The organism is Streptomyces parvus (assembly GCF_032121415.1).
Classification (GTDB): Bacteria; Actinomycetota; Actinomycetes; order Streptomycetales; family Streptomycetaceae; genus Streptomyces; species Streptomyces globisporus_A.
The window spans coordinates 1,927,053-1,948,355 of the sequence record NZ_CP135079.1; the positions used below are offsets into that span (position 1 = coordinate 1,927,053).

15 protein-coding genes are annotated in these 21,303 nt (G+C 70.1%); 6 read left to right on the forward strand and 9 right to left on the reverse strand.

What is annotated here, in order from left to right:
• Window positions 1-18: 18 nt before the first annotated feature.
• The gene (locus RNL97_RS09625) at window positions 19-2,193 is read right to left on the reverse strand and encodes a glycoside hydrolase family 99 protein (protein WP_313750579.1); all 2,175 of its coding nucleotides are present in this window, start codon (window positions 2,191-2,193) and stop codon (window positions 19-21) included.
• A complete protein-coding gene (locus RNL97_RS09630; protein WP_313750580.1) occupies window positions 2,190-4,694 on the reverse strand; it encodes a PQQ-dependent sugar dehydrogenase in 2,505 nt (834 codons plus the stop codon). The genes RNL97_RS09625 and RNL97_RS09630 overlap by 4 nt, the downstream gene beginning before the upstream one ends.
• Window positions 4,695-5,099: 405 nt before the next feature.
• Here RNL97_RS09630 and RNL97_RS09635 point away from each other — a divergent pair, with 405 nt between their 5' ends.
• Together RNL97_RS09635 and RNL97_RS09640 are read left to right on the forward strand one after the other, a co-directional pair.
• On the forward strand, window positions 5,100-6,593 hold the full coding sequence (locus RNL97_RS09635; protein WP_030577654.1) for an acyl-CoA synthetase: 1,494 nt from the start codon (window positions 5,100-5,102) through the stop codon (window positions 6,591-6,593).
• Window positions 6,586-7,977, forward strand: a complete 1,392-nt coding sequence (locus RNL97_RS09640; RefSeq protein ID WP_030577651.1) for a carboxyl transferase domain-containing protein — start codon at window positions 6,586-6,588, stop codon at window positions 7,975-7,977. The genes RNL97_RS09635 and RNL97_RS09640 overlap by 8 nt, the downstream gene beginning before the upstream one ends.
• Before the next feature lie 142 nt (window positions 7,978-8,119).
• Here the strand turns inward: RNL97_RS09640 and RNL97_RS09645 are convergent, their stop codons facing one another.
• The 7 genes from RNL97_RS09645 to RNL97_RS09675 form a co-directional block, all read right to left on the reverse strand.
• A complete protein-coding gene (locus RNL97_RS09645) occupies window positions 8,120-9,385 on the reverse strand; it encodes an MFS transporter (protein ID WP_030577648.1) in 1,266 nt (421 codons plus the stop codon).
• A complete protein-coding gene (locus RNL97_RS09650; RefSeq protein WP_313751616.1) occupies window positions 9,382-9,840 on the reverse strand; it encodes a thioesterase II family protein in 459 nt (152 codons plus the stop codon). Before RNL97_RS09650 ends, RNL97_RS09645 begins: the two co-directional genes overlap by 4 nt.
• Window positions 9,841-9,935: 95 nt before the next feature.
• Window positions 9,936-10,847: a carbohydrate ABC transporter permease gene (locus RNL97_RS09655; RefSeq protein ID WP_078651948.1), complete on the reverse strand. Its 912-nt coding sequence runs from the start codon at window positions 10,845-10,847 to the stop codon at window positions 9,936-9,938.
• 2 nt (window positions 10,848-10,849) lie between these two features.
• A complete protein-coding gene (locus RNL97_RS09660; protein WP_313750581.1) occupies window positions 10,850-11,620 on the reverse strand; it encodes a carbohydrate ABC transporter permease in 771 nt (256 codons plus the stop codon).
• A gap of 216 nt (window positions 11,621-11,836) precedes the next feature.
• The gene (locus tag RNL97_RS09665) at window positions 11,837-13,159 is read right to left on the reverse strand and encodes an ABC transporter substrate-binding protein (RefSeq protein ID WP_313750583.1); all 1,323 of its coding nucleotides are present in this window, start codon (window positions 13,157-13,159) and stop codon (window positions 11,837-11,839) included.
• A gap of 75 nt (window positions 13,160-13,234) precedes the next feature.
• Complete coding sequence (locus tag RNL97_RS09670) at window positions 13,235-14,968, reverse strand: alpha-glucosidase (protein ID WP_030577637.1); 1,734 nt, start codon at window positions 14,966-14,968, stop codon at window positions 13,235-13,237.
• An 81-nt stretch (window positions 14,969-15,049) separates the two neighbouring features.
• On the reverse strand, window positions 15,050-16,231 hold the full coding sequence (locus RNL97_RS09675; protein WP_032764895.1) for an ROK family transcriptional regulator: 1,182 nt from the start codon (window positions 16,229-16,231) through the stop codon (window positions 15,050-15,052).
• 744 nt (window positions 16,232-16,975) lie between these two features.
• Between RNL97_RS09675 and RNL97_RS09680 the strand changes: the two genes are divergently transcribed.
• From RNL97_RS09680 to RNL97_RS09695, 4 genes are all read left to right on the forward strand, one after another.
• Complete coding sequence (locus RNL97_RS09680; protein ID WP_078651947.1) at window positions 16,976-19,345, forward strand: family 49 glycosyl hydrolase; 2,370 nt, start codon at window positions 16,976-16,978, stop codon at window positions 19,343-19,345.
• A gap of 107 nt (window positions 19,346-19,452) precedes the next feature.
• Window positions 19,453-19,887 carry a DoxX family protein gene (locus RNL97_RS09685; protein WP_030577630.1) on the forward strand — a complete coding sequence of 145 codons (435 nt, stop codon included), beginning with the start codon at window positions 19,453-19,455 and terminating at the stop codon, window positions 19,885-19,887.
• Between the two features lie 82 nt (window positions 19,888-19,969).
• On the forward strand, window positions 19,970-20,623 hold the full coding sequence (locus RNL97_RS09690) for a lytic polysaccharide monooxygenase auxiliary activity family 9 protein (protein WP_030577627.1): 654 nt from the start codon (window positions 19,970-19,972) through the stop codon (window positions 20,621-20,623).
• A gap of 152 nt (window positions 20,624-20,775) precedes the next feature.
• Complete coding sequence (locus RNL97_RS09695) at window positions 20,776-21,300, forward strand: DoxX family protein (RefSeq protein ID WP_030577623.1); 525 nt, start codon at window positions 20,776-20,778, stop codon at window positions 21,298-21,300.
• Window positions 21,301-21,303: the final 3 nt, after the last annotated feature.

The following is a 21,303-nucleotide window of genomic DNA, read 5'->3' on the forward strand; positions in this document are numbered from 1 at the left end:
TCCATGGGCCCGGCAGGGCTACCCGCGCTGCTGCCTCAGCTTCTGTTCGAACCGGTCGGCCCAGTACGCGGTCCGGTCGAGGTAGGCCGTCTCGGCGGCTTCCCCGGACTTTCCGTAGGCGCCCTCGAAGGTCCCGTAACCGTGGCCCGGGGGCGGGCTGGAGGAGGCCGGTTCGATGGCGCTGCCCTCGTGCCACTCGTTGAACGAGGTGACCGAGACCCAGGCGGGGTCGCCGCCGACGGCCGGGTCGAGGGCGTTGTTCCACTCCAGGTCGTAGGAGGCGCCGTCGTCGCGGCCGAGGGTCGGGGTGGTGTTGCCGGGGACGGCCCGGTCGTCGATGTAGCCGGGGGCGACCGAGGGGGCCCAGACGAGGCCGTTGGCCTTGGCGTAGTCGCCCGCGTTCTTCCAGCCGGGGGCGGTGGCGCCGGCGATGCCGTCGTAGGTGTAGATCCCGCCGAAGTGGTCGGCCTTGCTGGTGTCGGTGGTCTGGGCGAGGACGATGGCGGTGTCTTTGACCGCCTCCAGCGCCGACCAGTCCTGGATCTTCAGGCTCTCGAAGATGTAGTACGCGCTGCGGTCGCCGTGCGCCGCGTCCCGGTAGAACGCGGGGTGGTCGCCGAACTTCTCCTCCAGATAGGCGATGTCGTCGACGACGGATGCGGCGGTGCGGCCGCCGTACGGTTCGATGTGCCAGGCGACCTCGATGCCCTGGCGGGCGGCGGCGTCCATCACCTCACCGGCGAGGTCGTCCTCGTACCCCCCTTGTCCCCACCAGCTGTAGACGATGACGCCCGCGCCGGACCGTTTCACCCACTCCATGTGCTGGTCGACGGCTCCGGCGATGTCCCCGGAGTCGTACGGGCCGAGCTTCGGGTAGAGGTCGGCGCCGATGGAGTCCGGCGGGGTGTGGCCGCCCTGCTGCCAGTGCCGCCAGCTGCCCGCCGGGCCGTCGGGCGTGCCGTACCAGGGGTAGTAGAAGAGGTGCACGTTGGACGAGCCCTCGCCCTCGGTGGCCGGGGCGCGGGTGAGGGTGAAGCGGTCCACGTCGAAGAGGGCGCCCGCTCCCCCGGTGAACCGCAGGAACAGCGGACCCGTCCCGGTGGCGGTCAGGGCGGTGGTGACCTCGGTGAAGGTCTCCCAGCCGCCGGTCGGGGCGACGTCCACGGAGCCGAGGAGCGGTCCGGTGGCGGAGCCGGAGCGGATCTCGATCGTGCCGCCCGCACCGGCCGAGGAGACGGTGGCGGTGAAGCCGGTGGCCCCGGCGGTGTCGAGGGAGGAGTAGCCCGCCCAGTCGCCGTCGTCGATGTAGCCGAGGGTGGCTCCTGCGCCGGCCGGTCCGTGGGCGGCGCTCCGGACGCCGGAGGAGGAGGTGTACGCCTCCGCCTCCGCGCTGTCACCGCCCGGGTCCGGGCCCGGGTCGCCGGAGGAGCAGTCCGCCTCGACGGCTCCGGCCGCGTACTGGACGCCCCCGAGGAGGAGTCGGCGGAAGGCGGGGTCGGCGAAGGACTCGGTGGTGTGGCCGAGCCCGGTGTAGAAGGAGCGGCCCTCCTGCTGTTCGTGGCACCAGGTGACGGGGTGGTCGCCGCCCATCTCGCCGCCGCTGTAGCTGGATTCGTCCAGGGACTGGAGGACGTGGACGCTGTCGCGGGGATTGGAGCGGTAGTTGTACCACTCGTCGGTCCGCGTCCAGGTGTCGTCCAGGTGCGCGGTCGCCGGGTGGAGATGGTCCTCGGTCGTGAGGCGGGCCTCCTGGATCGCCGGGTGGCTCCGGAACCACGCCCCGACCAGGTCCTCGTACTCCGGCCAGTCGTACTCGGTGTCGGCCGCCGCGTGTACGCCGACGAAGCCGCCGCCCCCGTCGACGTACCCCTTCAGGGCGCTCTGCTGGGTGTCGTTCAGGACGTCGCCGGTGGTGGAGAGGAAGACGACGGCCTCGTACCCGGCGAGGTTCGCCGGGGTGAAGGCGGTCGCGTCCTCGGTGGCGGTGACGGTGAAGTCGTTCTCCGCTCCCAGCTGTTGGAAGGCAAAGATGCCCGCCGGGATGGAGTCGTGGCGGAACCCGGCGGTCTTGGAGAAGACCAGGACCTGGTAAGGGCCGGCGGCTGCCGCGTTCTGGACGCCGGGGCTCAGGAAGGCGGCCCCGAGGGCGAGGGCGACGGCGCAGGCGAGTCGGCGGGTACGGGATCGTCTCATCGGTCGTTCACCTGCGCTCCCTGGGTGGTGAAGGTGAAGGCGTCCAGGTCGAAGAGGCTGCCCCGGCCCGTGGGTCCCGTGAAGACGAAGAACAACTCGGCCGGTCCGGCAGGGGCGTTGTTCACGTCGGCCGTGAGGTCCACGAAGTTCTCCCAGCCGCCGGTCGGGGCGACGGGCAGGGAGGAGAGCAACGCGCCCGTCGGGGAGCCGGCCCGTACCTCCAGAGTGCCGCCCGCGCCGCCCGAGGCGACCCGCACCGTGACGGAGGTGGCGTTCGAGAGCACGTACGGCTTGAACGAGACCCAGTCGCCGTTGTCCGTGTAGCCGACGGTCGCACCGCCCCCGGCCGGGCCGTGCGGGGCGACCTCGATGCCGTTCCGGGCCGCGAAGTGCTCGCCCTGGCGGTGGCGGGGCTGGAGGACGGAGTCGCTGTGCGCGGTGAGTCCGCCCGCGTCGGTGTACTCGGCGTCGAAGACCCCGTAGATGTTGGCGGCGCTGTCGTGCTCCCCGTCGACGGGCACGTCGATGGTGCCGGAGCAGCCGTTCTTCGAGGTGATCTGGTGGCGGTGGCTGTCGTGGCCGAGGAGGTAGGTGACCTTGACCTTGGAGCAGTCGACCGTGCCGTCCTCGGGGTCGCTGACGTCGACCGTGAAGGGGACGGAGTCGCCGAAGGAGAAGAGCGTGCCGTCTGCCGGGGTGGTGAGGGTGACGGTGGGCGCGGTGTTGCCCGCCGTCACGACCAGACTGGCGGTGCCGGTGAGGCCTTCGGGGTCGGTGACGGTCAGCGTCGGGTGGAAGGTTCCGGCGGTGGTGTAGGCGTGGCTGGGGTTCGGTTCGGTGGAGGTGGCTCCGTCGCCGAAGTCCCAGGCGTAGGTCAGGTTTCCGCCTTCGGGGTCCGCGCTGCCCGCCGAGGAGAAGGAGACCGCGAGCGGGGTGGGCCCGGACGTCCTGTCGGCGGCGGCCTCGGCGACCGGGGACCGGTTGCTGCCCGCGAGGTACTCCACGCGGTACAGGGCCTGGTTGCCCGCGCCCGTGCCGTAGTCGAGGACGTAGAGCGCGCCGTCGGGTCCGAACGCGGAGTCCATCACCTGGGTGCCGGTCCACGGGAAGGTGTCGATGCCGCCCGGTGATCCGTCGGCCGTGATCTCGACCGGCTTGATCCACTTGCGGCCGTACTCGGTGGCGAAGAAGCGGCCGTCGAGGGAGGCGGGGAACTTCACGGCGGAGTCGAGGTCCGCGTCGAAGTCGTATACGGGGCCGGCCATCGGGGACTCGGAGCCGCCGCCGAACTCCGGCGGGGAGCCCGCGTCACCGGCGTACCGGATCCAGGCGGGCTGGGCGGGCGGCAGGGTGGCGAGGCCGGTGTTGCGGAAGGAGTTGTTGGCCGGGCCCGCGGCGCAGTCGTACTTCGCGCCGGACGGGCCGCTGGGGAAGGTGTACTCGCCGTACGTCTCCGGGGGCGTGTTGGTGCCCGTGCAGTACGGCCAGCCGAAGTTGCCGGGCCGGGTGACGCGGTTGAACTCGACCTGACCGCTGGGGCCCCGGTCCGGGTCGGTGGTGCCGGCGTCGGGGCCGTAGTCGCCGATGTAGACGGCTCCGGACTTCTTGTCGACGGACATCCGGAACGGGTTGCGGAAGCCCATCGCGTAGATCTCCGGGCGGGTGTCCGCGGTGCCGGGAGCGAAGAGGTTGCCCGCCGGGACCGTGTAGCCGCCATCGGCCGTGGGCTTGATCCGCAGCAGCTTGCCGCGCAGGTCGTCGGTGTTGCCGGAGGAGCGCTGGGCGTCGAACTGCGGGTTGCGGTCGGTGCGTTCGTCGATCGGGGCGTAGCCGCTCGACTCGAAGGGGTTGGTGTCGTCCCCCGTGGTCAGATAGAGATTCCCGGCGGCGTCGAAGTCGATGTCACCGCCGACGTGGCAGCACTGGCCCCGGTCGCTCTCGACTTCCAGGACCACCTTCTCGCTGCCGGGATCGAGCGTGCCGTCGGCCTTGAGGACGAAGCGGGAGAGGTTGAGGTGGCCCTTCCATGCCTCGAAGTCGGCGGCCGAACCGGAGGTGGGGGCGTCGCCGGGCGGGGTGTTCAGGAGCGGGGAGTAGTAGAGGTAGACATAGCGGTTCGTCGAGAACCCCGGGTCGACGGCGATGTCCTGGAGGCCCTCTTCGTCGTGGGTGTAGACGTCGAGCCTGCCCGCCGTCCTTGTCGACCCGGCGGCGTCGGTCAGCCGGACCGTGCCGTCGCGGGCGGTGTGCAGCACGGACCGGTCGGGCAGCACGGCGATCGACATGGCCTCGCCCAGCTCGGCTGCGCCGAGGGCGAGTTGGACCTGTTGGTAGTCGGCGGCGGGGATGTCGGCCGCGGAGGGTCCGGCCGCGGACTGTGAGGCGCGCGCCTCGGGGTCGGCGGCGAGCGCGGGGCCCGCGGCGGGGACGGCGAGCGTGGCCGCGAGGAGTGCGGCGAGGGCGGTGGCGTATCCGGACCACCGTGGGGGTGCGGGTGACATGGGCGGCTGGTTCCTTCCTGACGGGTACGTGGGGTCTGTCAGGCAAGGCGCTGTCGCGCTTTGCGACGTAGGGGCCCCGGCGGCGGGGCGGTACGGCGTGCGGGCATGCGATGTGCCGGTGTGCAGGCGTGCGCTGTGCGGTTCCGCGTGCAGGCGAACGGTGTGCGGTGACTGCGCCGGTGCCCGGGCGCAGGCGGATTCTTTCTCCCGGAGAGCGCTCCAACGCTGCCGTCCGGGCGACTTTTTGCATGCTGACAACGCAAGAATAATTTGTCAAGGTCGTGTCAAAATTGCGATTGGGTGCTGCGTGCAGCCATTCCGCCGGGCCGCCACCCCGGGGTGACGCTGCCCTCATCGGCAGCCGGATCCGGGGCGGTCACGCCCCGAAGCCCTAGGCTTCGCCGCGTGACCCTCCTTCTTCCCGCGCTCCAGTCCCCCACCGGCCCGGCAGCCTCCCGGGAGGCCGTGCGCTTCGGTGACCTCTCCTTGACCTACGGCCTGCTCGCCGGGGCCGCCGACTCCCTCGCCGCCCGGATCGCGGACGCGGGCCGGGTCGCTCTCTGGGCCACGCCGGCGCCGGAGACGGTGATCGCGGTGGTGGCGGCCCTGCGGGCCGGGGTTCCGGCGGTGCCGCTCAACCCTCGTACGGGCGAACGCGAGTTGACGCACATCCTGGGCGACAGCGAGCCCACGGCCGTACTGGCGGGCCCGGACGACGAGCTGCCCCCGGCGCTGGAGAAGCTGCGGCGAGTGACGGTGGACGCGCGGGCGGGCGAGGCCGACAAGGCGGGCGAGGCACGTCCCGACGAGTACGACGTCGGCGAGGCCGGGCCCGAGGACCCCGCCCTGATCGTCTACACCTCCGGCACCACCGGCCCGCCCAAAGGGGCGGTCCTGCCCCGCCGGGCCGTCGCCGCGTCCCTGGACGCGCTGGAGGACGCCTGGGCGTGGACCGGCGACGACGTCCTGGTCCACGCGCTGCCTCTGTTCCACGTCCACGGGCTGATCCTGGGCGTCCTCGGCCCGCTGCGGCGTGGCGGCTCCGTGCGCCATCTGGGGAAGTTCTCACCCGAGGGCGTGGCCCGGGAGCTGGGCTCCGGGGGCACGATGCTGTTCGGCGTACCGACGATGTACCACCGGCTGGCTCAGGCGCTGGACGGGCCCGCGGACACTGCCGAACGGGACGCGCTGGCTGTGGCGTTGAGCGGGGCGCGGCTGCTGGTCTCCGGTTCGGCGGCGCTGCCCCTGCACGACCACGAGCGCATCGCGGCGGCGACCGGGCGGCGGGTGATCGAGCGGTACGGCATGACGGAGACCCTGATGAACACCGGGATCCGGGCGGACGGCGTACCGCGCCCGGGCACGGTGGGCCCGCCGCTCGCCGGGGTGGAGCTGCGTCTCGCGGAGGACGACGGTGCGGTGCTCGACGAGCCGGGCGCGATCGGCGAGATCCAGGTACGCGGCCCGAACCTGTTCACCGGCTATCTGAACCGGCCCGACGCCACGGCCGCCGCGCACACGGCGGACGGCTGGTTCCGCACGGGCGACGTGGGCACGGTGGACGCGGACGGGTACGTCTCCATCGTCGGCCGCAAGGCCACCGACCTGATCAAGAGCGGCGGCTACAAGATCGGCGCGGGCGAGATCGAGAACGTGCTGCTCGCGCACCCCGGGGTCCGGGAAGTTGCCGTGACCGGCGAGGAGGACCCGGACCTCGGCGAGCGGGTGGTGGCCTGGGTGGTCGCGACGGACCCCGGCTCACCTCCCTCCCCCGAAGAGTTGGCGGACCGGGTGGCGGCCCAGCTGGCCCCGCACAAGCGCCCGCGCACCGTGCGCTACCTGGACGCGCTGCCCCGCAACGACCTGGGCAAGATCATGAAGAGGTCCCTCCGTGCCTGACGAGAACCCCGCCCGTGCGACGGCTCGCGAGGCGATCACCCTGCTCACCGGTGCGGCGGCCTTCACCGAGCACCGCCCGCCACCGCGCCCCCTGCCGCCGGACGGCCCGCTCGGCTGGGCGGGGTACGACGCGGCGCGGGAACGTGCCTCGGCCCGGACCGGCGAGGAAGAGTCCGTGGTGTACGGCACCGGGGTCGTCGGAGACCGCGCATGCGTCCTGCTCTCCTTCGAGTTCGGTTTCCTGGGCGGGTCGTTGGGCCGGCAGACCGGGGACCGTCTGGCGGCCGCGTACGAGTTGGCCCGCACTCGCCGCCTCCCGCTGGTCGCGCTCGTCGCCACCGGCGGCAGCCGGATGCAGGAGGGCATGGTCGCGCTCACCCAGCTCCAGCGGGTGGCCGCCGCCTCCACGCGGCTGCGCGCGGCCGGGCTCCCGCAGATCGCGGTGGTCCGCGACCCGACGACCGGCGGCGGCTGGGCCACGGTGGGGGCGGGCGCGGACGTGGTGCTGGCGCTGCCGGGTGCGCAGGTGGGCTTCGCCGGCTCCCGGGTACGGCCGCCGGACGCCGATCCGTACGCCTACAGCGCCGAGGGCCAGTTCGCGGCGGGCCAGGTGGACGCGGTCGTCCCGGCCGACGAGCTGACCGCCACGGTGACGCAGTGGCTGCGCGCGCTGGGACCGCACGAAGGTCTGCCGGCCGCGCCGGTGCCCCGCGCGCTGTCGGCGGCCGGAGCCGGTAGGGGATCGGAAGCCGGTACGCCGTCGGCGGCCCCGCTTCCCGAGACCGGGCGGGAGGCGGTGGCGCGGGCCCGCGATCCGCGACGGCCGCGCGCCGAGGCGTATCTGGCCGACTGCCTCGCCCTACGGCTCCCCCTCCACGGGGACCGCTCCGGCGCCACGGACCCCGGGCTGCTCTGCGGCTTCGGGCTGCGCGCCGACGGGCGGCCCGTGGCGTACGTCGCCCAGTGCGGTACGCCGACCCGCCCGGCCGGATACCGTGCGGCGGCCCGGACGATCCGGCTGGCGGACCGGCTCGGCGTCCCCGTCCTGACCCTCGTCGACACCCCGGGCGCGGCCAACGACGCCGAGGCGGAGCGGGCGGGCGCGGGCGCGGCCATCGCGGACACCTTCGCGGCGATCGCGGCGGCCCGGGTGCCGGTGACGACGCTGGTGATCGGCGAGGGCGGCTCGGGCGGGGCGCTGGCACTCGCGGCACCGGACAACACCCATGTCACGGTGGACAGTTACTTCTCCGTCATCGCCCCGGAACTGGCCGCCGCGATCCTCAAGCGACCGCCGTCGCAGACGGGTGCCACCGCCGACCAGCTGCGGCTGCGCCCGCAGGACCTCGTGGATCTGGGCATCGCCCGCTCGATCGTCCGGTAGGCCCGGGCCCCGTTCACGGCTGCGGGGCCGGCGTGGCCATGGCGAACGCGGTGGCCTTCCTGGCGGGTCCGGACGCGCGGTGGATCACCGGCACCGCGCCGGCGGTGGACGGCGGGCACACGGCCTGCCGGTCCTCCGTCCGCTACGGCTGCGGATCGCGGGCGTCGTAGCGGGCGAAGGCACGCCACTTCAGCGCGAGCAGGGTCACCCCGGTCACGCACAGGATGCCGCCACCGGTGACGGCGACGGTGGGCGAGGCGAGGTCCGCCACCGAGCCGGCCAGGAAGTCGCCGAGGCGGGGGCCGCCCGCCACGACGACGATGAAGACGCCCTGGAGGCGGCCGCGCAGTTCGTCGGGCACGGCCGCCTGGAGCATCGTGTTGCGGAAGACCATGGAGACGGTGTCGGCGCAGCCGGCGAGGGCCAGGAACAGCAGCCCGAGCCAGAGGTTGCGGGTGAGTCCGAAGACGGCGACGGCGGTGCCCCAGGAGCCGACCGCCAGCAGGATCGCCAGTCCGTGCCGTCGGATCCGGCCGAGCCAGCCGGAGAACACCCCGCCCAGCAGCGCTCCGAGGGCCGGGGCGGCGACGAGCAGGCCGGTGGTCCGCGCGTCGCCCCCGTACCAGAGGACGGCGACGGCCGGGAACAGGGCGCGGGGGTGGGCGAGGACCATGGCGCACAGGTCGGTGAAGAAGGTCATCCGCAGGTTCGGCCGGGTCCCGAGGAACCTCAGCCCGTCCAGGACGGAGGCCCGCTTGCCCGCTTCGCCGTCCTTGCGGTCGGGCAGCATCGAGGGCATGCGCCACATCGCGTACAGGGAGGCGGTGAAGCAGAGGGCGTCCACGGTGTACGCGGCCCGGTAGCCCCACCAGCCGACGATCAGGCCGCCCAGCATCGGGCCGACGAGGGTGCCCGTCGTACTGGTCATGGTCGTCAGCGCGTTGGCGGCGGGCAGTTGTCCGGCCGGCAGCAGCCGGGCGATCATCGAGGAGCGGGCCGGGGCGTTGAGGGCGAAGCAGACGGCCTGGAGGGCGACGATCGCGTACAGCAGCCCGACGTGCTCGACGCCGACGACGGCCGCCGCCACCAGGACGAGGGAGAGCCCGAACGACCCGACGGCGCTGAACAGTCCGAGCTTGCGCCGGTCGACGGTGTCGGCGACGGCCCCGCCGTAGAGCCCGAAGACGACGAGCGGCACCAGGGAGCAGAACCCGATGAGCCCGACGGAGAACGCGGACCCGGTGATGTCGTAGACCTGGAGCGAGACCGCCAGCGCTGTCATGCCCTGGCCGATCCAGGAAACGGTGTTCCCGAACCAGAGCCGCCGGTAGTCGGGCGAGGTCCGCAGGGGCGTGAGGTCGGCGAGTATATGGGTGCTTCGTGCACGCGGTTCGGCTGATTCGGTCACAGGGGATGGTAGCCAGGGCCCTTCGGGCCGGCCGAACGGGCCCTGAGCGGCCCGGAGGTCCGGGGCCCGGGGGCCGGCTCCTGGCAGCGCGATCCCGTACTAGGGGGTTGATAGCCGCGGAGCACGACCCCGGTGTCGCTGTCCAGGCCGCCGACGACCTGGTCCTCGTAGGTCGGCCCGGGTTCGTCCAGGTAGAAGTGCCCGCCCTCGAAGGTGCGGAACGCGCAACCGGCGTCGGGAACCTCGCGCCACCCCTGGGCCTCGGCCGCTGTGATCTCCGGGTCCTGGTCGCCGTACAGCACGATGACCGGGGTCCGCAGCCCCGCGCCGGGCGAGGGCCGATAGGTCTCGCTCAAGCGGTAGTCGTTCCGGATCATGGGCAGGAACGTCCGGACGAGCGGGGCGTCGTCGAGGAGGTCGAGCCGGGCCGCGTCGGTGGTGCCGAGGCTGTCCAGCGCGTACGGGCACGATCAAAGCAAGGATGACCCCGGATCCGGCGGCGGGGCGGTGCGTACCGGATCCGGGGTGGCTTTGGGGTGTTGCGGCTGGGTTACTTGACGGCTCCGGCGGTCATGCCGCGGGTGAGGGAGCGCTGGAAGACGAGGAAGAAGACGACCATGGGGACGATGCCGAGGAGGGCTGCGGCGCTCATGGCGGTGGGGTCGCTGGTGTATTGGCCCTGCATCACGGACAGGCCGAGGGGGACGGTCTGGTTGTCGTTGGAGATGAGCAGGACGAGGGGGTAGAGGAACTCGTTCCAGCTCCAGACGAAGAAGAAGACGCACATCACCGAGAGGGTGGGCCAGCTCATGGGCAGGACGATGCGCCACAGGATGGTCCAGCGGCCGGCTCCGTCCATGGAGGCGGCTTCGATCAGTTCGCGGGGGAAGCCGGCGAAGACGGAGGAGAGGAGGTAAGTGCCGAAGGCGCTGTAGGTGATGCCGACGAGGATGGTGTAGCCGAGTTTCCCGTCGTAGAGGCCCATCTCCTTGAAGAGGTAGTAGATGGGGTAGACGAGGCCCTCTTGCGGCAGGACGTTGACGCCGAGGAAGAAGATGAGGAAGGGGGTGCGCCAGCGGATGCGGCCGATGCCGATGGCGTAGGCGTTGAAGAGGGCGAGCAGGACGGCGATGAGGACGACGCCGAGACTGATCTGGATGCTGTTGAGGAGTTTCTGGGTGAAGCCGACTCGTTCCCAGACTTCGGCGATGATGCTCCAGTTCCACTGGGCGGGCAGGGAGAGGGAGCCGTTGGTGCGGAAGTCCGCGCTGGTCTTGAACGAGTTGAGCAGGATGACGATGAAGGGTGCGAGGAACGCGAGGACGAATACGGCGACGGCGGCCAGGACGGCGTAGGAGCCGGGGGTGCGACGGTTGCCGGTGGCGTTGGCCTTGCCCGCTCCGGCCTTGACCGGCTTGCGCCGGTGGCCGGGGGGTGCCGTGGAAGTGGTGTGCGTGGTCATGGTCATCCGTCCTCGCGGGCCTGGCGGGTGAGCATCGTTCCGGCGATGATCAGCACGAGCAGGGTGATCGTGCTGGAGATGGCGGAGCCGTATCCGACGTCGGCGCGCTCGAAGAAGTTCTGGTAGGCGAAGTACGCGGGGACGAGGGTCGAGTTGCCGGGTCCGCCGCCGGTGAGGACGAAGATCTGGGCGAAGACCTTCAGGCCGGCGATGGTGGTGGTGACGAGTACGACGTAGACCTCGGGCCGCAGGATGGGCACGGTGATGCGGGTGAAGCGCTGCCACCAGGTGGCGCCGTCGAGGGAGGCGGCTTCGTACAGTTCGGGGTCGATGCGCTGGAGCCCGGACAGGAACAGGACCAGGGGGTAGCCGAGCTGCATCCAGACGAGGACGGCGAGGACCATCCAGAGGGCGAGGTCGGGGTCTCCGAGCCAGTTCTGGGCCAGGGAGTTCAGGCCGATCGTTTCGAGGACGCTGTTGACGGCGCCTTCGGGGGCGAGGATCCAGCCCCACATCAGGCCCGTGACGGCGACGGGGATGACCTGGGGGAGGTAGAGGCCGGAGCGGAAGAGGCTGACGAAGCCGTCTCCGTGCTTCTTGCCGATGTAGTCGAAAAGCAGCGCGGCGAGGAACAGGCCGAGCAGGGTGGGGACGACGGCGATGCCGACGATGACGAAGGCGATGTTGCGGAACGAGGCCCAGAAGTCGGCGTCGCTGAACAGGCGGGTGTAGTTGTCGAGCCGATCCAGGTGGGCTCTCCGACCCCCTGCCACTGAGTGAGGCTGTAATAGAAGGTCATCACCAGCGGGACGACGAGGAAGAGCAGGCTCAGCAGCAGGCCGGGGGCCAGGAAGACGGCGTACCCCGTGGGCCGCGGGTGACGTGTGGTTTTCACTGTTGCTCCAAGAGGGGCGGGACGGCGGCCCGGTGCGGGCGGGCCGCCGTCCCCGGGAAGAAGGGACTGACGCGCGGGCTCGGGCGGGTCAGCCTCAGCGCCGCGAGGCGGTGTACTTCTCGTAGGGGGCCTGGAGCTCGTCGAGGACGGCGTGGGGCTTGCCGCCGTTCATGAGGTTCTGGGTGGCGCCCATCCAGGTGTCGTAGTAGCCGGGTGCCGGCCAGTCCGGATAGAAGGCGAGCCCGTTGCCGTCCTGGTAGGTGGTGAACGCGGTGATGAGCTCGCGGGACTTGGGGTTCTCGATGGAGTCCGGCTTCGCGGCGAGCGGGACGTTGCCCTCTTCACCGAGGATTTTCTGGATCCTGTCCGACATGGTGATGTCGATGAAGCCCTCGGCGAGCTCCTTGTTCTTCGCCTTGGTCGGCACGACCCAGTGGTTGCCGCCGGAGCCGAGGGTCTTCTTGCTGCCGGGGTAGGCGGCGGTGGACCAGGAGAAGTCGGTGATGTCGGTGGTCAGGCCGCCGAACCACCAGTTGCCGCCGACCATGATCGGCCGCTTCTGCGAGACGAACTGCTCGGTCATGTCGCTGCCCTTGAGGCCGACGTCCTTCTTTTCGAAGTAGCCCTTGTCGAGCCAGTCCTTGTAGGTCTCCACCGCGTAGGTCCACTCCGGACCGTGGAAGTCGACCTTGCCCTTGTAGAGCTGGTAGTCGTCGACCCAGGCGTCATTCGCCTTGGCCAGGGCCAGGAGGTAGAGCCAGTGGCCGGCGGGGTGGTCGTTGCCGGCGTTGGCGAGCGGAGTGATGCCGGCGGCCTTGAAGTCGGCCAGGGCCGCTTCGAAGCTCTGGAGGTCGGTGGGCTTGGCGATGTTGTGCTTCTTGAAGAGGTCGTCGTTGTAGTACGCCAGGACGAACTCGCCGTAGTTGGGGACGCCGTACCACTTGTCACCGCCCATTTCGCCGTTGGCGTCGTAGCGAGCGGTGACGGAGGCGCTCTCGCTGATCTTCTTGTCCCAGCCGCGTTCCTTCGCGGTGGCGGTCAGATCGGTGAGCAGCCCTTGCTTGGCCAGCAGGCCGGTGGTGGCGTTGCCCTTGTTGTACTCCATGACGTCGGGCGCCTTGTCGGAGTTGAGGATCATGCCCGCGTTCTGCTGGATCTGCTCGAACGTCTTGCGTTCGAAGACGACCTTCACGTCGGGGTGGGTCTTCTTGAACTCGGCTATGGCGGCGTCCCAGGCGTTGCTGAGGGCGCCGTCCTCCTGCTCGTAGTGCCACAGGCGCAGGGTCTTGCCGTCTCCCTCTGCGGCGTCGGAACCGCCGCCGCACGCGGCGAGGGGTGCGACGAGTGCCAGTGCGGACACGGCGAGCAGGGCCCGGCGTGTGGTGTGGCGTGTGGCACGGAAGCGCATGGTCGTCATGAGGATTCCTTGGGTGTGCGCGGATCGGGGCGGTGCGGGGGGAGAGAGACGGTGCTGGAGGGGCCGTGGGGGTGGTCAGGCGTTGCGGCGGTGGACGCGCGCTTCCCAGGGCTGCAGGGTGTGCGGGGCGCTGAGGGGGGTGGTGGCGGGAACGTTGGCGATGAGCGTCTCGCTGTTCTCCCAGCCGTCGGGCAGGTCGACGGTGAGGTCGTCCGGTCCGAAGTTCGCGAGGACGAGCAGTTCGGTGCCGGAGGCCGCGTCATGACGGGTGAAGGCGTAGAGCTGTTCGTGGTCGGGGTGGAGCATGTGGAAGTCGCCGTGGGTGAGGGCGGGCTCGGTGTGCCGCAGGGCGATCAGGCGGCGGTAGTAGTGGAAGACGGAGTCGGGGTCGGCGAGCTGGGCCTTGGCGTTGACATGGGTGTGGTCGGGGTTCACCGCGATCCAGGGGGTGCCGGCGGTGAAGCCGGCGTGCTGGGAGGTGTCCCACTGCATGGGTGTGCGGGCGTTGTCCCGGCTGCGGTGGCGCAGCCCTGCCAGGACCTGTTCCTCGTCGACACCGTGGGCGGTCTGCTCGCGGTGGTAGTTGAGGGATTCGATGTCGCGGAAGTCATCGATGGAGGTGAAGCGGGTGTTGGCCATGGCGAGCTCTTCACCCTGGTACACGTAAGGGGTGCCGCGGTGCAGGTGGAGCACGGTGGCGAGGAGCTTCGCGGAGCGGTCGCGGTAGGCGGGGCCGTCGTCGCCGAAGCGGGAGACGGCCCGAGGCTGGTCGTGGTTGTTCCAGTACAGGCTGTTCCAGCCGGTCTCGCCGAGGCCGGTCTGCCAGCGGCCGAGGCTGGCCTTGAGGTCGGTGAGCTTGAGCGGGCGGACATCGAACTTCCCGCCGGGCCCCTGGTCGAGGCCGACGTGCTCGAACTGGAACACCATGTCGAGCTCGCGGCGGGAGGGGTCGGTGAAGAGCCTGGCGTCCTCGACAGTGACCCCGGGCATTTCGCCGACGGTCAGCAGTCGGCGCGGGTGGCCTTCGAAGACCTCACGGTGCATCTCCGCCAGGTACTCGTGGATGCGGGGGCCGCAGATGTAGTGGGGGCTGCCGTCCCCGTGCAGGGCACCCTCCTGGACGATGCCGTCGGGAAGACCGGGGGTCTTGGAGATGAGGTTGATGACGTCCATGCGGAAGCCGTCGACGCCCCGGTCCAGCCACCAGCGCATCATGGCGTAGACCGCCTGGCGCACGGTGGGGTTCTCCCAGTTGAGGTCGGGCTGCTTGCGGGAGAACAGGTGCAGGTAGTACTCGCCGCTCCCCTCGTCGTAGGTCCAGGTGGGGCCGGAGAAGAAGGAGCCCCAGTTGTTGGGTTCCGCACCCGGGGTGCCCGGCTCCATGCCCTCGCGGGCGGGGCGCCAGATGTACCAGTCCCGCTTGCCGCCCTCGGGTCCTTCGTCGCGGGAGGCGGTGAACCAGGGATGTTCGTCGGAGGTGTGGTTGACGACCAGGTCCATGACGAGCTTCATGCCGCGCTCGTGGACGGCGGCCAGGAGCCGGTCGAAGTCCGCGAGGGTTCCGAAGAGCGGGTCGATGTCCTGGTAGTCGCTGATGTCGTACCCGTTGTCGTCGTGCGGGGACGGATAGACAGGGGACAGCCACAGGACGTCGACGCCGAGCTGGGCAAGGTAGTCCAGCCGTTCGATGATGCCTTGCAGGTCGCCGATGCCGTCCGCGTTCGAGTCGGCGAAGCTGCGGGGGTAGACCTGGTACACCACCGCCTCGCTCCACCAGGCGTCGGCGGGATTGGCTTCGATTTCGGGCACGTCAAACCTCATCGTGTTCGCATGATTGCTTTTAGTGACTTATCCGGGTGCGGGTTGCCGCAGCACCGGCGGGCGCTGCGGTCAGGAGATGGCCGCGCCCACGGTGTCGCGGATGACGAGGCAGGCGGCACCCCGGGCCCAGAGGTCGTGGCGGGCGGGGTCGACGTGGATGTCGCAGTCGGTGGCCGCGGTGGAGAACGCCTGGGCTTCCATCGCCTCACTCATGTGCGGGCCGAACAGGTCGTAGGCGACGGCGCCTTCGCCGGCGAGGATGACTTTCTGCAGGTTGAGCAGGTTGCACATGCCGGCCACGCCTCTGCCGAGCGCGGTGCCGGCTTCGGCGAAGGCGGATCGGGCCACGGTGCGGGCCGCCCCGGCTTCGCCTCGCGCGAGGTCGATGGCTTCGGTGATCGTGTCGCAGGGGAACCCGCCGTCTGCGAGATGGCGCAGGATGGCGCGGTCGCCCGCCAGGGCTTCCAGGCACCCTCGCCGGCCGCAGCTGCACATGGGGCCGGAGGGGTCCAGGGGCAGGTGGCCGAGTTCGCCCGCCAGTCCGGTGGCACCGGAGAACAGGGCGCCGTCCAGGAGCAGGCCGCAGCCGATGCCGGGGCCGACGGTGACCACGGCGAAGGAGTCGATGTCGCGGCCTTCACCGAACCAGCGTTCGGCGACGACCAGCGTGTTGACGTCGTTGTTGACGACCACCGACAGCCCGGTCGCCTCCCGCAGGGGCCCGGCCACGTCCACCTTGTTCCAGTCGAGCAGGGCGGAGTAGCGGCAGATCCCGGCTGCCGAGTCGACGTGGCCGCTGACACCGACGCCGAGGCCGAGCACCCTGTCCGCCGCTTGGGGCGCCTCTTCGAGGAGCCTGCCGGTCAGGGAGGCCGCGGCGGACAGGGCGGTCCGGGGGGTGCAGTCGGCCAAGGGCTCCTCGTCCCGGGCCAGGACGTTGGCCGCCATGTCGGTGACGACGCCGAAGACCCGTCCGGGGCCGATCTTCATGCCGACGACCACGTGCTTGTCGGGGTTGACGTGCAGCATCTTCTGCGGCCTGCCCCGCCCCTGGGTAACCGGGTCGCTCTCGCGCAGGTAGTCGTGCTCGAGCAGCGGCGGCAGCATGCGGGTGACGGAGGAGGGCACCAGGCCCAGGCGCTGGGCGAGCTGAGTGCGCGAGATGGGTCCTGCGGTGAGCACGGTTGCGAAGATCTCCGCCCGGGTCTGCTCACTGACAAGCTCCGAGAACCGGATCTTGGACGGGCTCATCACGCGGTGCCTCCAGTTAGTGGTCTGTCAGGGCCGTTGCATCGGGTTCAGCGCCATCGAACCCGATGCGGGCGGCGAGGGCTTCCCGTATGCACGGGGCCAGCACTGCCAAGCGTTGCAGAGATCGTCATCGCGCCTCCTGCGGCTGGTACGCCGTCGACCTGTGGAAGTCGGCGTCGCTGCTGATGACGGGAGTGTGTCCCGCAGCCTTTAAGTGCGTCAAGGAAGAAAACATCGCGTTACGCAACCGTGATGGCCCACTCCTGCCGGACACTCACAGTCGATTTGCGCATTTTGTACCTCTTGCCATGCGCACGCTGCTCCCACGGGTCGAAGAATCCTGTTCATTTCATTGACACGGGGAAGAAATGACGGGAAGTTAACCGGCAACCGGGGCGGAGCCAGGGCCTGTTGGGCCAGAGGCCGCCGCCACACCTGCAGCCCCTCACCCCTCGGGACGGGCAGGACCGGTTCGCTCCGCTCGCAGGACCGGTGTCCTGTACTCCTGGCCCTGCGAATGACCCCCTGCGTGGACTCCCTCAGCCAGGCTCCCCCGAAGAGAGACGAACCGCCGACCAGGACGAGTGCCGCACTCCGCACCCCGGTCACACCCCGGAAACGGGTGACCGCACGCACCGATGACTCCGCCACACAGCTGTTCCAGCTGTCCCAGCGGTGTCCGTACCCGCCCCCGGGCGGGTGCCCCGGGGCCATGCCCCGATCCATCAAGGAGAGGACATCACCATGCCCGCAGGAAGACTGCGACGGCTCAATCCGCTGGCGGCCATCGCCGCCGGCCTGGCCCTGGCGCTCGCCGGAGCCGTCGTCCCCGCCAGCACCCCGGCCGCGGCCGCCCCCGCTCCGGCAGGGCAGCTCGTCCCCGCGGCCGCGCTACTCGCGGCGCCGGCAGCCGGAGCGGCGGGCGACACCGCCAACAGCGAGCAGCTGCAGACCTGGTGGCACGACAACCACGAGTTCAACACCAGCAGCCCGGTGGGCGGTGACAAGGTGCGGCGGTCCTCCTTCTACGACGTGAAGGTGGCCACGGCCGCGGCGCCGACGACGAAGTACGACTCGTTCGCGTACATGAGCATCCCGCGCAGCGGCAAAGGAAAGATCGGCTACACCAAGGAGGACGGGGCGGAGTTCTCCGCCTCTGCGAACCTCACCATGAGCTGGTCCTCCTTCCAGTACACGGCCGATGCGTGGGTCGACGTGTCCCTGCGCACCGACCAGAGCATCTCTTCGGCCGACCAGGTCAAGATCAAGCCGAGCAGCCTGAACTTCGACAAGGAGCTCGTCAACAGCAAGACGATCCGGATCAAGGTGCCCTACAGCAGCAAGGGCTACCGGTTCTCCGTCGAGTTCGACCCCCAGCTCTACACCGCCTACAACGACATGTCGGGCCCCGCCGGCGACGCCGGCAAGCTGACCACCAGCGGCGGCGGCAACCACCGGGCCATCCACACCGAACCGCGCAACTCGATGATGATCTTCGCCGAGCCGGCGCCGACCGGCGCGGAGAAGGACCGGCTCATCCCCACCGCCGCATCAGGGAGCATCCACTACCCCGAACCCGGCCAGGTCACCAATCTGAACACCGTCGACAAGGAGATCATCTACTTCCGCCCCGGCACCTACACCATGGGCTCGAAGTACCACGCGGTGCTCCCGCCGAACGTCAAGTGGGTCTACCTTGCCCCCGGCGCCTACGTGAAGGGAGCATTCCGCTTCTTCCACGACAACCAGAGCCTGTACAAGGTCACCGGGTACGGCGTGCTCTCCGGCGAGCAGTACGTCTACGAGGCGGACACCAACAACAACTACGACCACCTCAGCGGCGCGTCGAACTGCCACGCCTCCTGCGTGAAAATGCTCCAGTTCCAGTCCGCCGACGCCCAGCAGTACCTCGACCTGCAGGGCGTGACGATCAACGAACCGCCCTACCACTCGTTCGTCGTCTACGGCAACGAGCAGACCTTCCAGATGCGGGTCGACAACTACAAGCAGGTCGGCTCCTGGTACTGGCAGACCGACGGCATCGAGCTCTACCGCGGCAGCACCATGAAGAACACGTTCTTCAACGCCAACGACGACGTGCTGAAGATGTACCACAGCGACGTCACCATCGATAACACCGTCATCTGGAAGAACGAGAACGGCCCCGTCATCCAGTGGGGCTGGACCCCCCGCAACATCGACAACGTCCGGGTGACCAACACCCACGTCATCCACAACCGGATGTACTGGAAGGACGTCAAGTACAACACCTGCATCCTCAACTCCTCCTCCCACTGGGAGGACATGGGGTCCACCACCAAGGGCGACCCCAGCACCTGGGTCAAGAACATGACCTTCGAGAACATCACGGTCGAAGGCCAGACCAACTGCGCGATCCGCGTCTTCGCCCTCTCCAGCGCCGAGAACATCCACGTCAAGAACCTGAAGATCGACAGTTGGAACGGCCTCGACCCGAGCAGCCAGGTCAGCCTCCTCAAGCGCTATACCAACACCGCCGGCCAGAAGGTCACCCTGGGGAACGAGACGACCCAGAGCAAGGGTCTCAAGCTCGAGAACTACACCGTCGGCGGCACCGCCATCAACAAGTCCGGCACCAACTGGGGGGCGGACCAGCCCGGCCGGCTCGGCTTCGACGCGGAGAACTGGGACAACTGGAACGCCTGGGGCCCCGGCGGCAGCAACCCGGACCCTGACCCGGGCACAGGCACCGGTTCCGGCCGGATCGTCAACGGCTCCACCGCCAAGTGCGTCGACCGCGCGGGAGCCGGAACGGCCAACGGCACCGCGATCCAGCAGTGGGCCTGCGCGAACACCGCGTCGATGACGTGGACGCTGGACGGCCAGCAGCTCAAGTCCGGCGGCGCATGCCTCGACGTCGAGGGCGGGGCCACCGCCAACGGCAGCAAGGCACACCTGTGGGACTGCGGCGGCTGGGACAGCCAGAAGTGGGCCTTCCAGTCCAACGGCACGCTGAAGAACCTCAAGTCCGGCCGCTGCCTCGACGTCGAAGGCCAGAGCACGGCCAACGGTGCCCGCCTCCACCTGTGGGACTGCGGCACCTGGGCAAGCCAGAAGTTCAACCTGACCGCCTAGCCGCACCGCTCGCCGGTGGCCGCCATCGCGGCGGCCACCGGCCGCCAGGCCCAGCACCCCCTCCCCTCCCCCGCGACCCCGCGACCCCGCAGAAAGGCATACCGCACATGCCATCAGCCAGGTTCGAGCAGCCCGTCCTGAGCCTCTTCCGCATCGTGACCGGTCTGCTCTTCGCCTCCCACGGAGCCGCCACCCTCTTCGACGTCCTGGGCGGCCCGCACGGACAGGTACCCAGCGCCGGGCAGTGGCCCGGCTGGTGGGCAGCGGTGATCCAGCTGACCGGCGGAGCACTCGTGCTGATCGGGCTCGGCACCCGCCCGGCGGCTCTGCTGTGCTCCGGGTCCATGGCCTACGCCTACTTCGTCCACCACCAGGTCGACGGACTGTTCCCGCTGCAGAACGGCGGAGAGAGCGCCGCGCTGTTCTGCTGGGCCTTCCTGCTCATCGCCGCCCTCGGCCCCGGCCGGTGGTCCCTGACCGCTCTGCTGAACCGGCCCGCGCGCCGACGAGAGGAGGTGAGCACCCACCCGGGCAACGCCTGAACGCACCACAGGATGTCATGTGCACCTAAATCACTGGGTCGGAATCGGCCTGTGATCTCCACACCCACGGAGGAAGAGCACCATGAACCGCATACCCGCCCCGCTGTCCCGCGTCGTCGCGCTGAGCTCCGCCGTACTGGCCACCGCCCTCCTCGGGGTCACCCAGGCACCGGCGGCCTCCGCCCACGGCACCGTCATCACCCCCGAGACCCGCAACTACGGCTGCCTGCAGCGCTGGGGCTACACGGAGCCCAACGAGTCCCAGGACCCCATGTGCTACCGCACCTACCACGAGAACGCGAACGCCATCGGCGCGTGGAAGGCCGTCTACGCCAACAACACCGGCGACAACTACAAGCAGGTCATCGCCAACGGCGAGATCTGCAGCGCAGGCGGCCAGGGCGAGACGAACTACCGGCCCCTGGACCGCCCGGGCCCGTGGAAGATGACCGACATCGGCTCCGACTTCACCGTCGACATCTACGACGAGGCCCGCCACGGTGCGGACTGGCTCGAGGTCTACGTCACCAAGCAGGGCTTCAACCCGGAGTACCAGCTGATCGGGTGGGACGACCTCGAGCTGGTGAAGAAGACCGGCAGGTACCCCTACCAGCCGCACTACGTCACGGACGTCAGCACCTCCGGCTACAGCGGACGCCACGTCGTGGTGACCGTCTGGAAGGCATCGCACATGGACCAGAAGTACTTCCTGTGCAGCGACGTCAACTTCGGCTGACCAAAGCCGGCTGACCGGGCCCCGCAGGAGGCACTGCCTCCCGCGGGGCCCTCCCCCTCCGAACCCCAGAGGGCCCCGAGCCGGCCGACAACCGCCGCGGTCAGGGCGCCCCGCACCCTGTGTCCGAGGTCGTCTCCAGCGGAGGATCGACGATGACCAGCACCTCCCACCACCGCCACCCCGCCGAAGGCCCTGTCCCCGCCGACCGGGCACCCGCCAGGTTGCCGGGCCCGCGGCAGTCCCTGCGAAGCCGCGTCGCATCCCACGCACACCGCTACATGCGGATCAGCCCCGCCGTCCTGCGCGCCTGTATCGGTCTGGTCTTCTGCTGGTTCGGCGTCCTGAAGTTCTTCCCCGGCGCGAGCGCGGCCGAGGGCTTCGCCATCGGGGCCATGACCGAGATGACCATGGGGCTCGTCCCCGCCCCCGTCTGCCTGCTCCTGCTCGCAGTTCTGGAGACGGGCATCGGACTCGCGCTCCTGACCGGCTTCCTCCTGCGCTGGGCCCTGGCAGCGTTCTTCCTCCACATGGCTGGAGTCTTTCTCTCCCTGTTCGTGCTGCCGGACGCCGCCTGGCACGCTGCGGCCGTTCCCACCCTCGAAGGCCAGTACGTCATCAAGAACATCATCCTGGTAGCCGCCTGCCTCCACATCACCGCCGACGAACTCACCCCCTGACCG